14 protein-coding genes and 1 other RNA gene are annotated in these 21,010 nt (G+C 42.3%); 8 read left to right on the forward strand and 7 right to left on the reverse strand.

What is annotated here, in order from left to right:
• Positions 1–7,734 (reverse strand): T9SS type B sorting domain-containing protein, encoded by a 7,734-nt coding sequence (locus tag ACNORC_RS10355; RefSeq protein WP_418335568.1) that lies wholly within the window; start codon positions 7,732–7,734, stop codon positions 1–3.
• A 534-nt stretch (positions 7,735–8,268) separates the two neighbouring features.
• Here ACNORC_RS10355 and pdxH point away from each other — a divergent pair.
• Genes pdxH through ACNORC_RS10375 form a run of 4 tightly spaced genes read left to right on the forward strand, consistent with a single transcriptional unit; the run spans position 8,269 to position 12,425 of the window.
• Positions 8,269–8,916: a pyridoxamine 5'-phosphate oxidase gene (gene pdxH, locus ACNORC_RS10360; protein ID WP_418335569.1), complete on the forward strand. Its 648-nt coding sequence runs from the start codon at positions 8,269–8,271 to the stop codon at positions 8,914–8,916.
• Positions 8,917–8,928: 12 nt separating this feature from the next.
• A complete protein-coding gene (locus ACNORC_RS10365) occupies positions 8,929–9,414 on the forward strand; it encodes a SixA phosphatase family protein (protein ID WP_418335570.1) in 486 nt (161 codons plus the stop codon).
• Positions 9,415–9,417: 3 nt separating this feature from the next.
• A complete protein-coding gene (gene ppk1 / locus ACNORC_RS10370; protein WP_418335571.1) occupies positions 9,418–11,505 on the forward strand; it encodes a polyphosphate kinase 1 in 2,088 nt (695 codons plus the stop codon).
• 11 nt (positions 11,506–11,516) lie between these two features.
• On the forward strand, positions 11,517–12,425 hold the full coding sequence (locus ACNORC_RS10375) for a Ppx/GppA phosphatase family protein (RefSeq protein ID WP_418335572.1): 909 nt from the start codon (positions 11,517–11,519) through the stop codon (positions 12,423–12,425).
• On the opposite strand, the gene ACNORC_RS10380 is transcribed toward ACNORC_RS10375, so the two are convergent.
• Positions 12,412–12,993: a MiaE family protein gene (locus ACNORC_RS10380; RefSeq protein WP_418335573.1), complete on the reverse strand. Its 582-nt coding sequence runs from the start codon at positions 12,991–12,993 to the stop codon at positions 12,412–12,414. The genes ACNORC_RS10375 and ACNORC_RS10380 overlap by 14 nt on opposite strands.
• A 3-nt stretch (positions 12,994–12,996) precedes the next feature.
• Positions 12,997–14,868, reverse strand: coding sequence for a DNA polymerase III subunit gamma/tau (locus ACNORC_RS10385; protein ID WP_418335574.1), 1,872 nt, complete (start codon positions 14,866–14,868; stop codon positions 12,997–12,999).
• Between the two features lie 147 nt (positions 14,869–15,015).
• Between ACNORC_RS10385 and rnpB the strand changes: the two genes are divergently transcribed.
• Positions 15,016–15,344: RNase P RNA component class A (gene rnpB, locus ACNORC_RS10390), an RNA gene on the forward strand.
• On the opposite strand, the gene ACNORC_RS10395 is transcribed toward rnpB, so the two are convergent.
• Genes ACNORC_RS10395 through ACNORC_RS10410 form a run of 4 tightly spaced genes read right to left on the reverse strand, consistent with a single transcriptional unit; the run spans position 15,343 to position 17,726 of the window.
• Positions 15,343–15,723, reverse strand: coding sequence for a hypothetical protein (locus tag ACNORC_RS10395; RefSeq protein WP_418335575.1), 381 nt, complete (start codon positions 15,721–15,723; stop codon positions 15,343–15,345). The two genes, rnpB and ACNORC_RS10395, sit on opposite strands and share 2 nt — an antisense overlap.
• Positions 15,724–15,731: 8 nt before the next feature.
• Entirely contained in the window at positions 15,732–16,265 is a 534-nt protein-coding gene (locus ACNORC_RS10400; protein WP_418335576.1) for an RsmD family RNA methyltransferase, read from the reverse strand.
• Positions 16,262–17,092: a DUF3822 family protein gene (locus ACNORC_RS10405; RefSeq protein WP_418335577.1), complete on the reverse strand. Its 831-nt coding sequence runs from the start codon at positions 17,090–17,092 to the stop codon at positions 16,262–16,264. Before ACNORC_RS10405 ends, ACNORC_RS10400 begins: the two co-directional genes overlap by 4 nt.
• On the reverse strand, positions 17,076–17,726 hold the full coding sequence (locus ACNORC_RS10410; protein ID WP_418335578.1) for a hypothetical protein: 651 nt from the start codon (positions 17,724–17,726) through the stop codon (positions 17,076–17,078). The genes ACNORC_RS10405 and ACNORC_RS10410 overlap by 17 nt, the downstream gene beginning before the upstream one ends.
• A gap of 124 nt (positions 17,727–17,850) precedes the next feature.
• Between ACNORC_RS10410 and ACNORC_RS10415 the strand changes: the two genes are divergently transcribed.
• The 3 genes from ACNORC_RS10415 to ACNORC_RS10425 all read left to right on the forward strand — a co-directional run bounded on the left by ACNORC_RS10415 (position 17,851) and on the right by ACNORC_RS10425 (position 21,004).
• On the forward strand, positions 17,851–19,281 hold the full coding sequence (locus tag ACNORC_RS10415) for an ATP-dependent DNA helicase (RefSeq protein WP_418336160.1): 1,431 nt from the start codon (positions 17,851–17,853) through the stop codon (positions 19,279–19,281).
• Between the two features lie 76 nt (positions 19,282–19,357).
• The gene (kdsB, locus tag ACNORC_RS10420; RefSeq protein ID WP_418336161.1) at positions 19,358–20,071 is read left to right on the forward strand and encodes a 3-deoxy-manno-octulosonate cytidylyltransferase; all 714 of its coding nucleotides are present in this window, start codon (positions 19,358–19,360) and stop codon (positions 20,069–20,071) included.
• 87 nt (positions 20,072–20,158) lie between these two features.
• Positions 20,159–21,004, forward strand: coding sequence for a DUF2911 domain-containing protein (locus ACNORC_RS10425; protein WP_418335579.1), 846 nt, complete (start codon positions 20,159–20,161; stop codon positions 21,002–21,004).
• The last annotated feature ends 6 nt before the right edge of the window (positions 21,005–21,010 follow it).

The following is a 21,010-nucleotide window of genomic DNA, read 5'->3' on the forward strand; positions in this document are numbered from 1 at the left end:
TTACTTTGTTCCTAAATAAATGTAGCCTTGAATAGGTGCGAATCCGCTTTGTTTTATTTCAACGATGTAATAGTAGGTTCCTGCTGGTAAACGATCACCGGTGATTGAATTACTGGAAGTACCATCCCAGTCTCCGCTCTGGTAATTCTTTGATTCGTAAACTTTGCTTCCCCATCGGTTAAATACCTTCAAGGTGTAAGCAAAACCACAGTCGACTCCTATTCCTATTTCAAAACTGTCATTGATATCATCACCGTTTGGAGTCACAGCTTTTGAAATACTTCCTTTAATATCTTCAATTCCGCAAGGGAGAACCACACAATCATCATTAATGCTGAGAATTACTGTTGTTGTTGAACTACACTCTCCATTGCCCACAACATAGTTGAATTCATATTGTCCTACTTGTAAGAGTGATGGATCTACAAAACTGTTTGTCAAAGCTCCTGTGTTCATAGCATCTTCCCAGGTTCCATTCTCATCATATTCTCCAAGAAGCAGGTTGAAAAGATCATAAGAGCTGTCCTCAATACAAAGGTCTGTAGTTGTAGTTTCTATTGTAGAAGGAGTTGGATTGTCAATAACAACCTCGGTTTCTTCAGAAGTACAACCGCCCGTATTAGTAGCTGTCGCTGTATAGGTTCCGGGAGTAAGCCCCTCGAATATTCCGTCGGCGTCAGTATCAGTAATTTCATTTCCATTTTCATCTGTAAGGACAAAACTTACCCCCTCAACAAATTTGAACATTACAAAACCGGTTTGATCTTCACAGGTTGCCTGTAAAAGTTCTTCAATTTCAGGAGCAGCTGGCGTTTCGGGCTGAGCGTTAATCACTACATCGTCACTTGCAGGAGAAGTACATCCGGCTGCATTGGTTATCGTGAAGGAGTAGGTACCTGCATTGGCAGTTACCAAACCAGTTTCAGAAATACTTACTACTCCAGGTGTGAAGTTATAGGTGTTGCTCGCATCGAATCCGGTGATCTGGAAAGATCCGGTTGCTACAGTACAGGTTGGTTGTTCTACCGAACTAAATTCAGGTGAGGATAGGCTTTCGATCGTTACTGTAAAAGAGTTTTCAGCATCTTCACAAGAACCGTTTCCGGCAGTGTATACATAGATAGTTTGCGTAGCAGTGATCTCAGTTCCTGCGGCGATTGGATCAACTCCCCCTTGAGAAGCGAAGTAAGCACCATTAGTTAGCGCAGGAAGTGTATAAGAATCACAAGCTTCAACATCAGAAGGAGCGTCAGCTACCGGAGTGTTGTTAATAGTTACAGTGAAAGAGTTCTCAGCATCTTCACAAGAACCCTGAGCGGCAGTGTAAACATAGATAGTTTGAGTAGCAGTGATCTCAGTTCCTGCAGCGATTGGATCAACCCCGCCTTGAGAAGCGAAGTAAGCACCGTTAGTCAGCGCAGGAAGTGTATAAGAATCACAAGCTTCAACATTAGAAGGAGCGTCAGCTACCGGAGTATTGTTGATCGTTACAGTGAAAGAGTTTTCAACATCTTCACAAGAACCGTTACCTTCAGTGTAAACATAGATAGTTTGAGTAGCAGTGATCTCAGTTCCTGCAGCGATTGGATCCACTCCACCGGTTTGAACGAAGTAAGCACCATTGGTTAGCGCAGGAAGTGTATAAGAATCACAAGCTTCAACATTACCTGGTGCGTCAGCTACCGGAGTATTATTGATTGTTACAGTGAAAGAGTTTTCAGCGTTTTCACAAGAACCGTTACCTGCAGTGTAAACATAGATAGTTTGCGTAGCAGTGATCTCAGTTCCTGCAGCGATTGGATCAACCCCGCCTTGAGAAGCGAAGTAAGCACCATTGGTTAGCGCAGGAAGTGTATAAGAATCACAAGCTTCAACATTAGAAGGAGCGTCAGCTACCGGAGTATTGTTGATAGTTACAGTGAAAGAGTTTTCAACATCTTCACAAGAACTGTTACCTGCAGTGTAAACATAGATAGTTTGAGTAGCAGTGATCTCAGTTCCTTCAGCGATTGGATCAACCCCGCCTTGAGAAGCGAAGTATTCTCCGTTAGTAAGTGCAGGAAGAATATATGAATCACAAGCTTCCACATTAGAAGGAGCGTCAGCTACCGGAGAATTATTGATAGTTACAGTGAAAGAGTTTTCAGCATTTTCACAAGAACCGTTACCTGCAGTATAAACATAGATAGTTTGAGTAGCAGTGATCTCAGTTCCTTCAGCTATTGGATCAACTCCACCGGTTTGACCGAAGTAAGCACCATGAGTTAGAGCAGGAAGCGTATAAGACTCACAAGCTTCAACATTATTTGGAGCGTCAGCTACCGGAGTATTATTGATAGTTACTGTAAAAGAGTTCTCAGCATCTTCACAAGAACCGTTACCTGCAGTAAATACATAGATCATTTGAGTTGCAGTGATCTCAGTTCCTGCAGCGATAGGATCATCTCCGCCTTGAGAAGCAAAGTAAGCACCGTTAGTAAGTGCAGGAAGCGTATAAGAATCACAAGCTTCCACATCAGAAGGAGCGTCAGCTACCGGAGTGTTGTTGATTGTTACAGTGAAAGAGTTCTCAGCAGCCTCACAAGAACCTGAAGCAGCATTATAAACATAGATCATCTGTGTTGTAGTGATTTCATCTCCAGCAAAAAACTGAGTTCCATTACCATCTGTTTCGGAAAAGTACTCACCATTAGCAAGAGCTGGAAGAATGTACGAGTCACAGGCTTCTACGTCAGAAGGATTATCAGCAAATGGTGTTCCGTTAATAGTTACTGTAAAAGAGTTTTCAGCATCTTCACAAGAACCGTTTCCGGCAGTGTATACATAGATAGTTTGCGTAGCAGTGATCTCAGTTCCTGCGGCGATTGGATCAACTCCGCCTTGAGAAGCGAAGTAAGCACCATTAGTTAGCGCAGGAAGTGTATAAGAATCACAAGCTTCAACATCAGAAGGAGCGTCAGCTACCGGAGTATTATTGATAGTTACAGTGAAAGAGTTTTCAGCGTTTTCACAAGAACCGTTACCTGCAGTGTAAACATAGATAGTTTGAGTTGCAGTGATCTCAGTCCCTGCAGCGATTGGATCAACCCCACCTGTTTGACCGAAGTAAGCACCGTTAGTAAGTGCAGGAAGCGTATAAGAATCACAAGCTTCCACATCAGAAGGTGCGTCAGCTACCGGAGTGTTGTTAATAGTTACAGTGAAAGAGTTCTCAGCATCTTCACAAGAACCGTTACCCGCAGTGAATACATAGATAGTTTGAGTAGCAGTGATTTCAGTCCCTGCAGCGATTGGATCAACTCCGCCTTGAGAAGCGAAGTAAGCACCATTAGTTAGCGCAGGAAGTGTATAAGAATCACAAGCTTCAACATTACCTGGAGCATCAGCTACCGGAGTATTATTGATAGTTACAGTGAAAGAATTTTCAGCAGCCACACAAGAACCCTGAGCGGCAGTATAAACATAGATAGTTTGCGTAGCAGTGATCTCAGTTCCTGCAGCGATTGGATCAACCCCGCCTTGAGAAGCGAAGTAAGAACCATTGGTTAGCGCAGGAAGCGTATAAGAATCACAAGCTTCCACATTACCTGGAGCATCAGCTACCGGTGTAGTGTTGATCGTTACAGTGAATGAGTTCTCAGCATCTTCACAAGAACCCTGAGCGGCAGTGTAAACATAGATAGTTTGAGTAGCAGTGATCTCAGTTCCTGCAGCGATTGGATCAACCCCACCTTGAGAAGCGAAGTAAGCACCATTGGTTAGCTCAGGAAGTGTATAAGAATCACAAGCTTCCACATCAGAAGGAGCGTCAGCTACCGGAGTGTTGTTGATAGTTACAGTGAAAGAGTTTTCAGCGTCTTCACAAGAACCAGTACCTGCAGTAAATACATAGATAGTTTGAGTCGCGGTGATCTCAGTTCCTGCAGCGATTGGATCAACTCCACCGGTTTGAGCGAAGTAAGCACCATTGGTTAGCGCAGGCAGTGTATAAGAATCACAAGCTTCAACATTAGAAGGAGCGTCAGCTACCGGAGTATTGTTGATAGTTACAGTGAAAGAGTTTTCAGCGTCTTCACAAGAACCGTTACCTGCAGTGTAAACATAGATAGTTTGCGTAGCAGTGATCTCAGTTCCTTCAGCGATTGGATCAACTCCGCCTTGAGAAGCGAAGTAACCACCGTTAGTTAGCGCAGGAAGCGTATAAGAATCACAAGCTTCAACATTAGAAGGAGCGTCAGCTACCGGAGTATTGTTGATAGTTACAGTGAAAGAGTTCTCAGCAGCTTCACAAGAACCTGAAGCAGCATTATAAACATAGATCATCTGTGTTGTAGTGATTTCATCTCCAGCAAAAAACTGAGTTCCATTACCACCTGTTTCGGAAAAGTACGCACCATTAGCAAGAGCTGGAAGAATGTACGAGTCACAGGCTTCTACGTCAGAAGGATTATCAGCAAATGGTGTTCCGTTAATAGTTACAGTGAAAGAGTTCTCAGCATCTTCACAAGAACCGTTTCCTGCATTGAATACATAGATAGTTTGAGTAGAACTGATCTCAGTTCCTTCAGCGATTGGATCCACTCCACCGGTTTGAGCGTAGTAACCACCATTAGTTAGCGCAGGAAGTGTATAAGAATCACAAGCTTCCACATTACCCGGAGCGTCAGCTACCGGAGTGTTGTTAATAGTTACAGTGAAAGAGTTCTCAGCATCTTCACAAGAACCGTTACCCGCAGTGAATACATAGATAGTTTGAGTAGCAGTGATCTCAGTCCCTGCAGCGATTGGATCAACTCCGCCTTGAGAAGCGAAGTAAGCACCGTTAGTCAGCGCAGGAAGTGTATAAGAATCACAAGCTTCAACATTAGAAGGAGCGTCAGCTACCGGAGTATTATTGATCGTTACAGTGAAAGAGTTCTCAGCATCTTCACATGATCCGTTACCTGCAGTGTATACATAGATAGTTTGCGTAGCAGTGATCTCAGTTCCTGCGGCGATTGGATCAACTCCGCCGGTTTGAGCGAAGTAAGCACCATTAGTCAGCGCAGGAAGTGTATAAGAATCACAAGCTTCAACATTAGAAGGAGCGTCAGCTACCGGAGTGTTGTTGATAGTTACTGTAAAAGAGTTTTCAACATCTTCACAAGAACCGTTTCCGGCAGTGTATACATAGATAGTTTGAGTAGCAGTTATCTCAGTTCCTGCAGCGATTGGATCAACCCCACCTGTTTGACCGAAGTAAGCACCGTTAGTGAGTGCAGGAAGCGTGTAAGAATCACAGGCTTCAACATCAGAAGGTGCGTCAGCTACCGGAGTATTGTTGATAGTTACAGTGAAAGAGTTCTCAGCATCTTCACAAGAACCCTGAGCGGCAGTGTAAACATAGATAGTTTGAGTAGCAGTGATCTCAGTTCCTGCAGCGATTGGATCAACTCCGCCGGTCTGACCGAAGTAAGCACCATTGGTTAGCGCAGGAAGTGTATAAGAATCACAAGCTTCAACATTAGAAGGTGCGTCAGCTAACGGAGTATTATTGATAGTTACTGTAAAAGAGTTTTCAGCATCTTCACAAGAACCGTTACCTGCAGTGTAAACATAGATAATTTGAGTAGCACTTATCTCAGTTCCTGCAGCGATTGGATCAACTCCACCGGTTTGAGCGAAGTAAGCACCATTAGTTAGCGCAGGAAGTGTATAAGAATCACAAGCTTCAACATTAGAAGGAGCGTCAGCTACCGGAGTATTATTGATCGTTACAGTAAATGAGTTTTCAGCATCTTCACAAGAACCATTACCTGCAGTGTAAACATAGATAGTTTGCGTAGCAGTGATCTCAGTTCCTGCAGCGATTGGATCAACTCCACCGGTTTGAGCGAAGTAAGCACCGTTAGTCAGCGCAGGAAGCGTAAAAGAATCACAAGCTTCAACATCAGAAGGAGCGTCAGCTACCGGAGTATTGTTGATAGTTACAGTGAAAGAGTTTTCAGCGTCTTCACAAGAACCGTTACCTGCAGTGTAAACATAGATAGTTTGCGTAGCAGTGATCTCAGTTCCTGCAGCGATTGGATCCACTCCACCGGTTTGACCGAAGTAAGCACCGTTAGTCAGCGCAGGAAGCGTATAAGAATCACAAGCTTCAACATTAGAAGGTGCGTCAGCTACCGGAGTATTATTGATAGTTACTGTAAAAGAGTTTTCAGCATCTTCACAAGAACCGTTACCTGCAGTGTAAACATAGATAATTTGAGTAGCACTTATCTCAGTTCCTGCAGCGATTGGATCCACTCCACCGGTTTGAGCGAAGTAAGCACCATTAGTTAGCGCAGGAAGTGTATAAGAATCACAAGCTTCCACATCAGAAGGTGCGTCAGCTACCGGAGTGTTGTTGATAGTTACAGTGAAAGAGTTCTCAGCATCTTCACAAGAACCCTGAGCGGCAGTGTAAACATAGATAGTTTGAGTAGCAGTAATTTCAGTTCCTGCAGCGATTGGATCAACCCCACCTGTTTGACCGAAGTAAGCACCGTTAGTCAGTGAAGGAAGTGTATAAGAATCACAAGCTTCGACATTAGAAGGTGAGTCAGCTACCGGAGTATTGTTGATAGTTACAGTAAAAGAGTTTTCAGCAGCCTCACAAGAACCCTGAGCGGCAGCGTAGACATAGATAGTTTGCGTCGCGGTGATCTCAGTTCCTTCAGCTATTGGATCAACTCCACCGGTTTGACCGAAGTAAGCACCATTAGTTAGCGCAGGAAGCGTATAAGAATCACAAGCCTCTACATTAGCTGGAGCTTCGGCTTCAACCGGGGCTTCAACGGTAATATTGAATGAACAGGTTTTCTGTTTTGTAGAACCGTCAGGAGCAGTATAGTTGGCCACATATTGCAGGTCATGAGATCCAACCGGGTAAAAGCCTTTTTGCGGACCGGTAACAGTAAAATCAACTCCTCCGCTACATCCGGAATCATACAATATTCCGTCTACAGCAATAACAGTATCTCCAATATTAGCATTTGAAGGTTTGGATCCTGTATAATAAAAGACATATTGAATTCTGTAAACTCCTGTTGGTTCCTCAATATTGAATGAATAGGCGTTCGTTCCAGATGTAACTAACTGTGGTTCACCACTCGAAACCGGTTCTTTTCCCTGTTCAACCAAAAACATTTGAACATAATATGTTCCATTGACATAGGTAAGCTCAATTGATGTTTCTGAACCATGATCGAGTGCTAAAAAGGGAGTAGTAATAATGGATTTCTTGTTTCCCAAAACATCATTACTTGAAAACAATCTCACATACCCACCGTCAGTTCCTACTCTTTGTACATAATTGAAGTCCCAGCAGTCTTTTCCAAGCAAAGCTTCATTAAGTTCAAAAAGCATCTGGAAATTTCCAGTGCTTCCGGTGCTCGTACAGGTTTGGCTAATTCGAGGAGTCGTCCAGTCAATGTAAGCTCCCGGTTCTCCCAATTCGTTCGTGGTATCAGCACAAACAGTCTGGTCTTCAGGACAACTATCAAAAACGATACAATCATCCCCGCTTACAATACTATTAATTCCGTTTCCATTATTTCCGGCATTTTGAGCTGAAAGATTGGCAACAGAAAAAAGTGCTACTACCAAAAAAAGTTTTGGGTAGGCACTAATTTTACCTAAAAAGCTCCAGAAAGAATTCTTTTCTTTTTTGTCTGCGGGTAGGTAAATTTTGGTTAAAGTAGTTTTCCAGATCATAGGCTGAATATTTGAATTATGGCCAAGAGAAATCAGCAGAGTGCTAAAATTTCATTTGGTTATTCTTTCGAATATGTTTTTTCGGTTTTTGGTTAAGTTCAATTATCCTTTAGGGAAGGATAAGCGAATAATTTTTCTTACAAATTCTGAGAACATTTGGGGGGCGTTCACAGAACTTTCTCATTCTTTCTGAAAGTAAAAGTAGGGGCAGATTTTTGTTAAAAAAAGAAATTTGGCAGCTTTTAGATGTAATGTGAGTTTTTACGGACAAACGACACATAAACAGATTATTATACCTCATATTTGAGGGTGAATTTTAAATATTCGTTATGAATTTAAGAGGGGTGATTTACTTCATTTTTAATACGAAAAGCCTCACTTTCAGTTAGTAAAACCTTAACTCATAGTCTGTGATTTCACATGTAGTTAATCATGGTTTTTTACAGTGGACTAATGAATTTCTTCTTACAAAAATATGACCTGTATCACCTTCTTTTTTTGCAGACTTTGACCGAATTCCCGTAAATTGGCTATATGAAAAATAGACTTCACGATTACCGCAAATTATATGAAAAGCATCAGTTGCTAGAGGAGGAGATCCCGACTGATCCTTTTGAATTATTCCACTACTGGATAAAGGAAACTGAAACAAATAAAGAAGTGGAGGAGATCAATACCATGACAGTCTCCACTGTTGGCCTGGATGGTTTTCCCCGTTCCCGCGTTGTACTTCTAAAGGAATATGACAGGGAAGGATTTGTGTTTTACACCAATTACCTCTCAGAAAAAGGGAAATCCATTGAGAATAACCCGAAGGTGAGCCTCACTTTTTTCTGGCCTGCTTCCGAAAGACAGGTGCTTATCAAGGGAATTGCCCGCAAGGTCTCAGATGCTGAATCTGATGAATACTTCCAATCCCGCCCCAGGGGAAGCCAGTTGGGCGCGTGGGCTTCTAACCAGAGTTCAGTAATTCCATCCCGGGAGTTTCTTCAGAAAAAGTTAGATTTACTTGAAAAAGAATACGAGAATAAACCTATTCCCCGACCTTCACATTGGGGCGGATACAAAGTGATTCCTTCAGAATTTGAATTCTGGCAGGGAAGACCAAACCGCCTGCACGACCGAATCTCCTATAGCCGGGAGAATGAATTAGAATGGAAAATAGACAGGCTGGCGCCTTAAAAAAGAAAGAAAATGAAACGATTGATCCTGGTAAGACACGGAAAATCTTCGTGGGACTACGACGTTCCCGATGATGAACGCCCTCTAAAAGAAAGAGCTTTTAATGATGCCGATACAGTGATTAGTGCTGTAAAAGATCAAATTAAAGAACCCTTTACTATTTGGAGTAGTTATGCTAAACGGGCGTTAACTACTGCCAAGATCTTTCAGGAAAAACTGGATGTCCCTGCAGCCAGTTTTGAAATCAGGGATGACTTGTATACTTTTAACGGAAATGAACTCTTAAATGAAATAAAGACCTGTGAAGATCAGGTACAAACATTAATGGTCTTTGGGCACAATCCGGCCATGACACAGGTTGTTAATCACCTTGGGGATCAGCATTTCGATAACATTCCCACCACAGGTTTGACCTGGCTGGAGTTTGAGGTGGATTCCTGGGAGGATATCAGGCATGGAAAAACGATCCTCTACCTGTTCCCGAAGAACTTAAGTTAATCTATGGAAAAAAACAGTTATATCAACAGGGAGCTTAGTTGGCTGCAGTTCAACGCCCGGGTATTACAGGAAGCAGCAGATAAGACAGTCCCTTTGATAGAAAGACTGAGGTTTTTAGGGATCTTTTCGAATAATCTGGACGAATTCTTTAAAGTCCGCTACGCCACTATTAAACGTATCGACCTTGCCGGAAAAGGAGGGAAAAGTGTGCTGGGCGGGATCAAGGCCAACCAACTTTTAGAGGAGATCACCCAGATCGTGATCAATCAGCAAAGTGAGAGCCTGAATATTCTGGAGACTATTCAGAACAAGCTCCGGGACCACAACATCTTTATCATCAATGAAAAGCAGGTAAAGAAACATCAGCAGCCATTTTTAAAGAATTTTTTCCTTCAGAAGGTAAGCCCGGCCCTTGTTACTATTGTTTTGAACGATCTTGCCGAATTGCCACGACTCAAAGACAGTGCGGCTTATCTCGCTGTAAAAATGATCATGAAGGAGCCGGCGCCACAAAAAGAAAAAACCCAACTGGTCAACAAGCCTCTCAAGGAAAAGAAGTATGTTCTTATTGAGATCCCTCGGAGTATTGAACGTTTTGTGGTGCTTCCGAAGGAAGGAGATAAACAGTATATTATCCTTTTAGATGACCTTATTAGGTATCACCTGCATTCCATTTTTAACATTTTTGAATATGAGAGTATTACTGCTCATATGATCAAAATTACCAGGGATGCCGAACTGGATATTGACAGTGACCTGAGCAAATCATTTATTGAAAAAATTTCAGCCAGCGTTAAGGACAGGGTAGAAGGAGAGCCGGTGCGGTTTGTCTATGACATGAATATTGAGCAGGACACCCTTCAATACCTCATGCGGAAAATGGGCATTGATGCCACAGACAGTATTATTCCGGGAGGGAGATATCACAATCGCAGGGATTATATGAACTTTCCAAGCCTGGGAAGTGCAGAACTTCAATACGGGCAGATCGAGCCATTGCCAATTCCGGGGTTGGTGCTTCAGGGTAGTCTTTTTAAAGAAATAGCGAAGAAGGATTATTTGCTTCACACTCCATATCAAACCTTTTCCTATACCGTCAAGTTCTTACGCGAAGCGGCTTTAGATCCTAATGTAAAGTCCATTAAGATCACCATTTACAGACTGGCGAAGATCTCACATATTGCCAGTTCCCTAATCAATGCTGTCAAAAATGGTAAAAAAGTAACCGTTCAGATAGAACTGCGTGCACGGTTTGATGAAGTGGCAAATATTAATTACGCCGAACAAATGCAAAGGGAAGGTGTAAACCTCATTTTTGGAGTAAAAGGACTCAAGGTGCATTCTAAAGCCTGTGTCATTGAACGCCTTGAGAATGGAAAGGTCCGTAGGTACGGTTTTGTAAGCACCGGAAACCTGAATGAATCCACAGCAAGGGTTTATTCTGATCTTACTTTATATACCAGTGACCAGAATATTCTAAAGGAAGTCAATAAAGTTTTTGACTTTTTTGAGGTAAATTATAAAGTGAGCCGGTATAAATACCTTATTGTTTCGCCGCATTATACTCGCACGGCCCTTGTGAAGCTGATTCAGACAGAGATCGATAATGCGAAAGAAGGGAAACCTTCAGGAATTCGTCTCAAGCTTAACAGCCTGTCCGATTTTGCTCTTATCGATAAATTATATGAGGCAAGCAGGGCAGGAGTGAAAATGAAACTCATCGTTCGCGGGATCTGTTGTTTGATTCCCGGTGTGAAAGACATGAGTGAAAATATTGAAGTGATAAGCATAGTTGATAAATACCTGGAACATCCAAGAATTTTCATTTTCGAGAATGCAGGAACTCCTAAGGTCTACATTTCATCAGCTGACTGGATGACCAGGAACATGGATTACAGGGTGGAGATAAGCTGTCCTATTTATGATGCCGATATTCAACAGGAATTGATGGAGACCTTTGAGATCTGTTGGAGAGATAATGTAAAAGCGCGGGTGATTTCCATTAAACAGGATAATGCCTACAGGAGGAATAATAAACCGCCACTGCGATCGCAGTTTGCGCTTTATGAATATTACGAGAAGAAAATATAAAAGACTAAGGTTTGATCGTACAAAAGAAATATGCTGCCATAGATATAGGTTCAAATGCCGTAAGACTTCTTATTTCAACGGTGACCGAACAGGAAGATCGCGATCCGTTATTTAAGAAGACCAGTCTGGTCAGGGTCCCGATCAGGCTTGGTGCCGATGTGTTTATCTCCCGAAAGATCTCCCAGGACAATATTACCAGGATGATCGATACCATGCAGGCTTTTAAGCTGTTGATGAAATCTCATCGCATAGAAAAATACAGGGCTTGTGCTACTTCAGCCATGAGGGAATCTGAAAATGGAGAAGAAGTGGCACGAATGATCGAGAACGAAACCGGAGTAAAGATCAACATCATTGACGGTAATGACGAAGCAGCCATTATCGCGGCTACAGATCTTCATGTACTAATTCAGTCTGACAAAACTTACCTGTATGTTGATGTGGGTGGGGGTAGCACTGAATTCACATTATATTCGAACGGTAAGACTATAGCTTCCCGGTCCTTTAAACTGGGTACTGTAAGGTTGCTGGAGAACATGGTATCCGATGAAGTCTGGAAAGAAACTGAAGACTGGGTTAGATCGGCAACCAAAGATTTTACCCGCATTGACCTCATTGGTTCGGGTGGAAACATCAACAACATTTTTAAGAGTAGTGGAAAAGCAAACGGAAAGCCATTGAGTTTTCTGTACCTGAGCTCCTATTATCAGCTTCTCCAGTCTTTCACTTATGAGGAAAGGATCACGCAGTTAAACCTGAATCAAGACAGGGCAGACGTTATTATTCCTGCCGCGAAGATCTACCTCTCTGCAATGAAGTGGACAAGGGCCCGAAGAATATATGTTCCAAAAATAGGACTTTCGGATGGTATTATAAAGTCCCTTTACCAGGAAGCTCTTGAGGAAGCTACCCGTGCATAGTTTCTGATTTGCCCAGATCTTTCATGATCTCAGCTTCAAACTCCAGAAGTTCCTGCCATTTTTGATCCACTTCCTTTCTTTCACCATACTTCCGTGCAAAATTGAGGAACATGGTATAATGATTTGCTTCGCTTACCATTAGGCTTCTGTAAAAATCAGCGAGTTCTTTGTCTTCAAGGTTTTCTGAAAGCAGTCGAAAGCGTTCACAGCTTCGTGCTTCAATAAGTGCTGCATATAACAGCCGGTGGATAAGATTGGTCTTTCTGCTGCCTCCCTTTGGAAAGAATGTCATCAATTTTACCACGTACTCATCCCGGCGATCTCTTCCCAGCGTATAGCCTCTCTCCAGAAGCTTATCATGCACCATTTTAAAATGGCTCATTTCCTCTTTGGCCAGGGCCGTCATTGCAGTTACTAATTCTGAATATTCAGGATGTGTAACTATCAGGGAAATAGCCGTTGAGGCTGCTTTTTGCTCGCAAAAAGCATGATCTGTAAGGATCTCCTCGATGTTCTTTTCAACTATATTTACCCAACGCGGGTCTGTGGGAAGTTTTAAACCAAGCATAATTTAAATATCAAGATCAAAAGTGCTGCGCAATTTCTCGAGCAGCGGATTTTTTTCTTTCAGTTTTTCGAATTTTTCAATGGGCGTAAAAGCGAATTTTCTTTCCGCTTTTTCATTGATGCTCACTTCCAACTGAATATGAGTATTCTGCAGTTTTTCCTTCATGAACCCCATGAGGTGATATTGAACTTTTTCAAGTTCCAGCTTCATGGTCTCATTCGGTAATTCTATCCAGATCTGTTTTCCTTTTAGAATAGGTGTGTCTGTTTGCATTATGGAAGCCAGGATCTTTTCGCCTTTTTCATTCTGTTCACTGGCGAATTCAAACCATGCTTCCTGCATTTCATCCTCGGTGAACTTTCCATTCTTTTCGATCACCTCTTCCTTCCTGGCCTCTCTCTTTTGCGCTTCCAGTTCTTTTTTCGTCTGAATGCTTTTTAGGGAAAGACCTGAAACTGTTCTTTTAGCTATAGCCGGTTCAGTCGTTGTATTGATTTCTTCTGTTTCAGGAGTTGGTTCTGCTGAAGGAGCTTCAGAGGTTACATTTTTTTCGGAATTAGCTTCCTCAGGTTCTTCCTGTTTTTCCAGTGGTTGTGGCTCGGGTTCTGCTACTGCCGGAGCACAGTCTTTTTCCTGTTGTTCGGGTCTGGCCGTTGGGACCTGCGATTCTCTCGGGGGCGCAGAATCTCCTTGTGAATATTCATTACCTACGATGACTTCCTTTTCCTTTTTCGAAAGCTTGAGAGCCGGAGCAGGTGCAGGAGGTTTAGTAAAATGTGTCGCCGGAATTATAAAGGAGCTATCCTTTTTTTTTTCACCTTCAAAGGTGAGGGAAGCAAGTTGCATAAGACAAAGCTCCACCAGGAGACGTTGATTTCTGCTGCTTTTGTATTGCAGGTCACATTCGTTAGCAAGCTCAATTCCTTTCAGGAGAAACTGTGCAGAAGCCTTTTGAGCCTGTGCAAAGTACAGGGCCTTGGTGTTTTCTCCTACCTCCAGTAATGCAATGGTCTTGGGGTTTTGACACACCAGCAGGTCTCTAAAATGTGATGCCAGCCCGGCAATAAAATGATGGCCGTCAAAGCCGTGGGATAATATCTCATTATACAGCATCAATAGCTGCGGAATATCATTGTTCAGTATAAGTTCTGTCGCAGTAAGATAAGAGTCGTAATCCAGCACATTCAGGTTCTCAGTTACGGCCTGCCGGGTAAGATCTTTTCCGCTGAAACTTACCACACGGTCGTAAATGGACAGCGCATCACGCATGGCTCCATCTGCTTTTTGAGCAATAATATGGAGGGCGTCATCTTCTGCATTTACCCCTTCCTGTTCCGCTATATATCCCAGGTATTCTTTAGCATCTTTAACGGTGATCCTTTTAAAATCAAAGATCTGACACCGCGAAAGAATGGTTGGAATGATCTTGTGCTTTTCTGTAGTAGCCAGGATGAAGATCGCATGTTTTGGAGGTTCCTCCAGGGTCTTTAAAAAGGCATTAAAAGCCGCCTGTGACAACATGTGCACCTCATCGATGATATAGACCTTGTATTTTCCAACTTGTGGAGGGATACGCACCTGATCGATCAGGTTTCTGATATCGTCTACCGAGTTGTTGGAAGCTGCATCAAGTTCAAAAATATTGAACGCGAAATCTTCGTTGGGATCCTGGTTATCATCCTGGTTGATCTTTTTGGCCAGGATACGGGCACAGGTGGTCTTACCCACTCCCCGCGGACCCGTAAAAAGCAACGCCTGTGCCAGGTGGTTATGTTCAATGGCATTGAGTAACGTATTGGTAATAGCTTGCTGGCCCACCACATCTTTAAATGTTTGAGGACGGTATTTTCTGGCCGATACTACAAAATGTTCCATTGAAATTATTTAGAGAACAAATATAAAAATACAATTCTGAAGCGGGGTCGTTACTGCAGGTTTTTATCCACAAAAAGCTGTTGACTTTAGTTTTAACCTCTATTTATCTGAGGTGTCAAAAAAGGAATTTTAACTGTACCTTTGCGCCAAGCAGACCGCCTTATCGCTATCCTGAACTTGTTTCGGGGTGGAGGAAAGTCCGGACACCGTAGGGCAGCATAGTGGGTAACACCCACCGGTACCGATGCAGATCGGTATCAGGACCAGTGCAACAGAAAGGATGTACAGGTAATGCTGTAGTGAAATCAGGTAAACTCTATGCGGTGCAATGCCATGTATACCGGCTGTTAAGGATTGCCCGTCCGTTGCCGGAGGGTAGGCAGCTAAAGGTTTTTGGTAACAAAAACCTCAGATAAATGATAAGGACCCTGGTGCAGATCAGGGGACAGAATCCGGCTTACAGGTCTGCTTTTTTTATTTCTTTACCTGCTTCTCGGCCCATTTTATCGCTTCTTCCATTTCCTGAAATATTTCATAAGGAACTTTAGAGAATTTCTGTTCAAATTTCGCCATGCTGATAGTAGAACTGCGATTGGTAACAATAGCGATCCCTCTTAGGTTCTGGATCTCTTCTTTTAAATTCAAATAGATAGTGGGAATTACGTTGTAATTTTTTTCCCTTTTAGAAATGTAGACAAACCTGTTACTGTCAAACTGTTCAACGCAGGCTTTAATGAGTTCCTGAAGTTCTGTAGGTCCAAGTACAACGTCTTCCCGAAACCGGGAAATAACATAGTTATCATAGAAATCAAGAGAGGTGAACTCGAGATCAATGTTCTTCCGGAAATTTGCCATTCTCTAATTTAACGAAAAAAACTAAAAACTGAATTCCCGTATTTGCGGGCTTCATCAAAATGTTTTAACCCCGAGAGGTCAATTTTCTTTGAGTGTTCCATGATCACACAGCCGCCATCTAGTAGTAATTCTCTTGAAAAACAGGTGTTGACCATTTCCTCGAGAGAGGAGAGTTCAAAGTCGTATGGAGGGTCGGCAAAGATAATATGAGCTTTTTCTCCGGTATTCTTTAAATATTTGAATGCATCGCTCTTTACCGTGCGAATAGGGAGATCGAGCTCGTCAGAAATGCGGTTAATGAACTTCACACATTCAAAATGTGCATCTACAGCTATGATCTCTTCTGCACCGCGTGAAGCAAATTCATAAGAGATATTGCCGGTGCCGCTAAAAAGGTCAATGACCTTTAAAGCTGAAAAATGATATTGATTGTTCAGTATATTAAAAAGGGCTTCCTTGGCAAAATCTGTAGTAGGTCTTACCGGAAGTTTTTTAGGCGCAATAATTCTTTTCCCTTTATAGGTTCCTGAAACTATTCTCATTGAAGTGCTTTAAGTAATGCGTAATTTTTTCTTCCGTTAGGAACTTCTTCTTTTCCGGAGAAAAGATATCCAAATACCGGATCCAGAAATTCAACTTCCTTCACATAAGTATAGGCTATCTGGTAGTAATCTGAATCCCGGGTTATTTTACCAAGAAGGAAAAGCCTGAAGGTCGTTGGGTCAAGGTCCAGTTGTTCGGCAGTGAAAAGAAGATAGTAAATAAAATCTTCCTTGGTCCGGCTTTGGAAACTATTTGCCAGCAATAACTTGCCGGCTTTAATAATGATAAGATCGTAACCACCTGTATAGCAATTCAGGTAAACTTTCACCTCCCTGTCTTCGGGATCGCTCATTTCCAGGAACGCCTCAGTCAGAACGCTAATGCAATGTCGGTACTCAAATTCCCCATACTTCTCAAAAAAGAAATTATTGATGTTGGTATAGGGAATGTACACATTCACCATTTCAGCCGTTTCAAGCTGGTCCTGTGCCACGTAATCTGTTTCGAGGATTCTGGTGTTGAACTTGAGATAATCGGAAGCCTGTTCTTCTGAAAACAGTTTTTGAGGCACCAGGCTAAAAAGTTCATTTGAAAAGAGAACAATGACTTCGGGAGTTTCCTCCTGCAGAAATTTTTCCTGCTCGTACACATTCTCGATCTGCTCAAGTACCTGAATGGGATTGAGCTTTTTGGGGAAATGGATCTCCTTGAAGAAAATAATTCGCTTTTCCTCAGGCACCAGGGCGCAAAAAGAAAGTCCATTCAGGCTAACCTGAATGGACAGTTTTATTCTTTTTTGTTCGTTCTCCTTATTCAGCGTCCCCATAAACTTTCGGCCAGTTTCCGCTAGTGTTGACTTCTTCCATGGAACCAACGCTAATGAATGGTCCGTTTACATTGTCAACAGAAACTACCTGCTCTTCCTGGGAAACAAGATCCTTGTCCTGGTCCTGTAGAATTACTTCCTTAGCTATTTTAGCTTCAAAAACCGGGATTCTGGTGTCATTTTTCATGATGGTTCCGGCATTAAGGTCGAATTTGGCATCCACACCTTTAATTGGAACGTTCATCATTGTCTTATATCTGTCAGTACCTTTGAAAAGAGAATCTTTCACAGACTTATATCCCAAAGTGTCTATAACAACAATTTCTTTGTATTTATCTACTCCGTAAGTCTTTCTGTATTCTTCATCAAGAACGGTAGTGTCCCTTCTTTGAGTAAGGGTGAATTGTGCAGTATCGATAAAGCGAACAAGATTATCCCAGTTTCCTTCGAATTTCCCGGTTACGGTACGGTGGGCAAGTTCGGCGTCACGAATATCCTTTAGATTTTCGATAACCTTGGCATATCTTGCCTCTTTAACTTTATTAAATTGAATAGGTTCATAGACCGAATTAAAAACCAGGTATCCCAGGAAGATAATCACGATCCAAAGAACTAACTGAATGACAAGTCTCATGCGTTGCAGTTTAAGTTTATTAAGTGTTCCACGCAAATCTACAATTTTTTTTTATTCGCAAAAGTTTCTTCCGAAAAAAACCTTGCTATCTTTGAGGTCTGAGGAGATCTTGCTTATGGATAAAATGAATGTTGCCAGCTTTTACAATTTGTTGCTTGAAGACCTGAAATTTGAAGCCAAAGTAAAGCAGGATATTGCCCTTCAACAATTAGCCTCCTTTGTAGTTGATGAAAAGAAAGATTCTATTTTTCTTCTGAAGGGGTACGCCGGTACCGGTAAGACCACCATTATCAGTTCACTTGTAAAGAATCTCTGGAAAGTAAAGAAGAGCGGAGTTCTTCTGGCGCCTACCGGAAGAGCAGCCAAGGTTATCTCGAATTACTCCGGAAGAGAGGCATTTACCATTCACAAGAAGATCTATTTTCCGAAGAAAAAAGGAGGTTCGGGTGTTCAATTCGTGCTTCAGCCAAATAAACATCGCAACAGCATTTTTATTGTTGATGAGGCTTCGATGATACCCGATGTCAATAATGACGCGAAGATGTTCGAAAATGGTTCTCTCCTGGATGATCTTATACAATATGTTTATTCGGGCCATAAATGCCAGCTTGTCCTGATTGGTGATACCGCACAGTTGCCCCCGGTAAAACTGGAAGTCAGCCCTGCACTGGAAGAACAGAAACTGCAGAATACCTATTTAAAAGAGGTTACGCATATCGAACTTGACGAGGTGGTGCGACAAAGTGAGGAAAGTGATATCCTGCTAAATGCAACTCATATTAGAGAAGCTTTACGGGAGGAATTCTATGAATCCTTCCGCTTTGAGCTTACGCAAAAAAAGGATGTGATAAGGCTGGTGGACGGCTACGAAATAATGGAAGCTATCGAAGATTCCTACCGCAACCTTGGTCACGAAGACACCACTATTATTGTTAGATCTAATAAAAGGGCCAATCTCTATAACCAACAAATAAGGCAACGCATCCTTTTTCAGGAGGAAGAGATCTCGGCAGGCGATTATCTTATGGTGGTCAAGAACAATTATTTCTGGGTAAAACCGAATAGTGAAGCCGGCTTTATTGCAAATGGTGATATTATAAAGGTATTGGAGATCTTCTCGATCAAAGAACTTTACGGATTCCGTTTTGCTGAAGTGAAGGTAGAGATGGTAGATTATCCAAAAATGCAACCTTTTGAGACTGTTGTGTTGCTGGATACTTTGGAAAGCAACAATCCCTCCCTTACTTATGATGAATCCAATCAGCTTTACCAGGAGGTGATGAAAGATTATGAAGACGAGAAATCCAAATACAAGAAGTTTTTAAAAGTGAAGAATAACAAATTCTTCAATGCGCTCCAGATCAAATTCTCTTATGCCATGACCTGTCATAAATCGCAGGGTGGGCAATGGCATACCGTTTTTGTGGAGCAGCCATATCTTCCAAACGGGATCGATAAAGATTATCTGCGCTGGTTATACACTGCTGTTACCCGGGCTCAAAATAAGTTGTACCTCATTGGCTTTAAAGATGATTTTTTCGCCCCGGCAGATTAGCGAAAAATGGTATTTTTGAATGTCCTTATTTTAAACTGAAAAAGATTTGAACAACTCACCACTTAGAATTATCGCGATGATTCCGGCACGATATGCGGCCAGCAGATTTCCGGGGAAACTCATGCAGGACCTCAATGGAAAGACCGTGATCCTGCGCACCTATGAGGCAGCAAAGAATACGGGACTTTTTCAGGAGGTTTATGTAGTTACCGATAGCGAAGTGATCTATTCTGAAATTACCGAAAATGGCGGAAAAGGCATCATGAGCAAAAAGGAGCATGAATGTGGAAGTGATCGAATTGCCGAAGCTGTGGAGGAAATGGACGTGGATATCGTGGTCAATGTTCAGGGCGATGAACCTATGATCGATAAGGAAAGCCTGGTAAAAGTGCTGGAAGTTTTCCGCGGAAAAGATGCGGCAAAGATCGACCTGGCTTCTCTAAAGGCGCCGCTTCAGGACTGGAAAGATGTGGAAAACCCGAACAACGTTAAGGTAATTACCAATAAAGAGGATTTTGCACTGTATTTTTCCCGTTCCCCAATTCCGTATCCACGGGACGAGAATGCCGGCGTAACCTGGTTCAAACACATCGGGATCTATGCCTTCCGGAAACAGGCATTGCTCGATTTTCAGCGACTACCCATGCTAAAACTGGAAGCTTCGGAAAAGATCGAAGCCATCAGGTATCTCGAATATGGGAAGAATATTAAAATGGTAGAAACCACTGTAAAAGGAGTGGGTATCGATACGCCTGAAGATCTTGAGCGGGCAAGACAACTGCTTTCCTGAAAAGCCTTTTAATGTTATAGTTTGGTGAAGAAGTTAAAAAATCGCCACCTATTTAACTATATTTGGTCAAAACCAACTATAACAATTATGAAAAACGTATTTCTTTTCCTTTTTACAGGGCTCTTTAGCCTTAGTCTTTCGGCACAGATCCAAACACCGGCACCCAGCCCTTCGGCTACTGTTGAGCAACAGGTAGGGCTTTCCAACGTAACTCTAAAGTATTCCCGTCCCGGGATGAAGGGCCGTGAAATTTTTGGCGGACTTGTTCCTTATGGCCAGATGTGGAGAACAGGTGCTAACAGCAACACCACTATTTCTTTTGATACCAAGGTTTCTATTGATGGTAAAGAACTTCCGAAAGGAACCTATGCAATTTATACCATTCCGCAGCAGGACAAATGGGAGGTGATCTTCTATAAAGACTCCAATAACTGGGGACTGCCTCAGAATTGGGACGAGAGTAAAGTGGCATTGAAGACAACTGCAAGGGTGCAGGAAATGCCCATGGACATGGAAACCTTCACTATACTAATAGATGAACTCAAAAATGACTCAGCTGCCCTTAATTTTATATGGGAAAACACGGTCGCTACTCTGGACTTTCAAGTTCCAACCGATGAAATGGCCATGAGCAGTATCCAAAAAATTATGAATGGTCCTTCTGCAGGTGATTATTTTGCTGCCGCGACCTATTATCACGATGAGAAAAAAGACTTGCAACAGGCGTATACCTGGATCAAGAAAGCTGTAGAAATGGGAGATCCTAATGCCTACTGGGTTTTAAGAAGAAAAGCACTTATTGAGGCTGATCTCGGTAAAAAAGCAGAAGCCATTGAGACCGCAAAAAAATCCATGGCAGCCGCTGAAAAGGCCGGTAACCAGGACTATGTGAAAATGAATAAAGAATCCCTTAAAGAATGGGGAGGAAAATAATCACGG

This window comes from Salinimicrobium soli (assembly GCF_048323655.1).
Taxonomy (GTDB): domain Bacteria; phylum Bacteroidota; class Bacteroidia; order Flavobacteriales; family Flavobacteriaceae; genus Salinimicrobium; species Salinimicrobium soli.

Bases quoted from the DNA above. Each gene is read 5' to 3' on its own strand.
- ACNORC_RS10355 (WP_418335568.1), bottom strand. From the start codon at position 7,734: ATGATCTGGAAAACTACTTTAACCAAAATTTACCTACCCGCAGACAAA.
- pdxH (WP_418335569.1), top strand. From the start codon at position 8,269: ATGAAAAATAGACTTCACGATTACCGCAAATTATATGAAAAGCATCAG.
- ACNORC_RS10365 (WP_418335570.1), top strand. From the start codon at position 8,929: ATGAAACGATTGATCCTGGTAAGACACGGAAAATCTTCGTGGGACTAC.
- ppk1 (WP_418335571.1), top strand. From the start codon at position 9,418: ATGGAAAAAAACAGTTATATCAACAGGGAGCTTAGTTGGCTGCAGTTC.
- ACNORC_RS10380 (WP_418335573.1), bottom strand. From the start codon at position 12,993: ATGCTTGGTTTAAAACTTCCCACAGACCCGCGTTGGGTAAATATAGTT.
- ACNORC_RS10385 (WP_418335574.1), bottom strand. From the start codon at position 14,868: ATGGAACATTTTGTAGTATCGGCCAGAAAATACCGTCCTCAAACATTT.
- ACNORC_RS10395 (WP_418335575.1), bottom strand. From the start codon at position 15,723: ATGGCAAATTTCCGGAAGAACATTGATCTCGAGTTCACCTCTCTTGAT.
- ACNORC_RS10400 (WP_418335576.1), bottom strand. From the start codon at position 16,265: ATGAGAATAGTTTCAGGAACCTATAAAGGGAAAAGAATTATTGCGCCT.
- ACNORC_RS10405 (WP_418335577.1), bottom strand. From the start codon at position 17,092: ATGGGGACGCTGAATAAGGAGAACGAACAAAAAAGAATAAAACTGTCC.
- ACNORC_RS10410 (WP_418335578.1), bottom strand. From the start codon at position 17,726: ATGAGACTTGTCATTCAGTTAGTTCTTTGGATCGTGATTATCTTCCTG.
- ACNORC_RS10415 (WP_418336160.1), top strand. From the start codon at position 17,851: ATGAATGTTGCCAGCTTTTACAATTTGTTGCTTGAAGACCTGAAATTT.
- kdsB (WP_418336161.1), top strand. From the start codon at position 19,358: ATGATTCCGGCACGATATGCGGCCAGCAGATTTCCGGGGAAACTCATG.
- ACNORC_RS10425 (WP_418335579.1), top strand. From the start codon at position 20,159: ATGAAAAACGTATTTCTTTTCCTTTTTACAGGGCTCTTTAGCCTTAGT.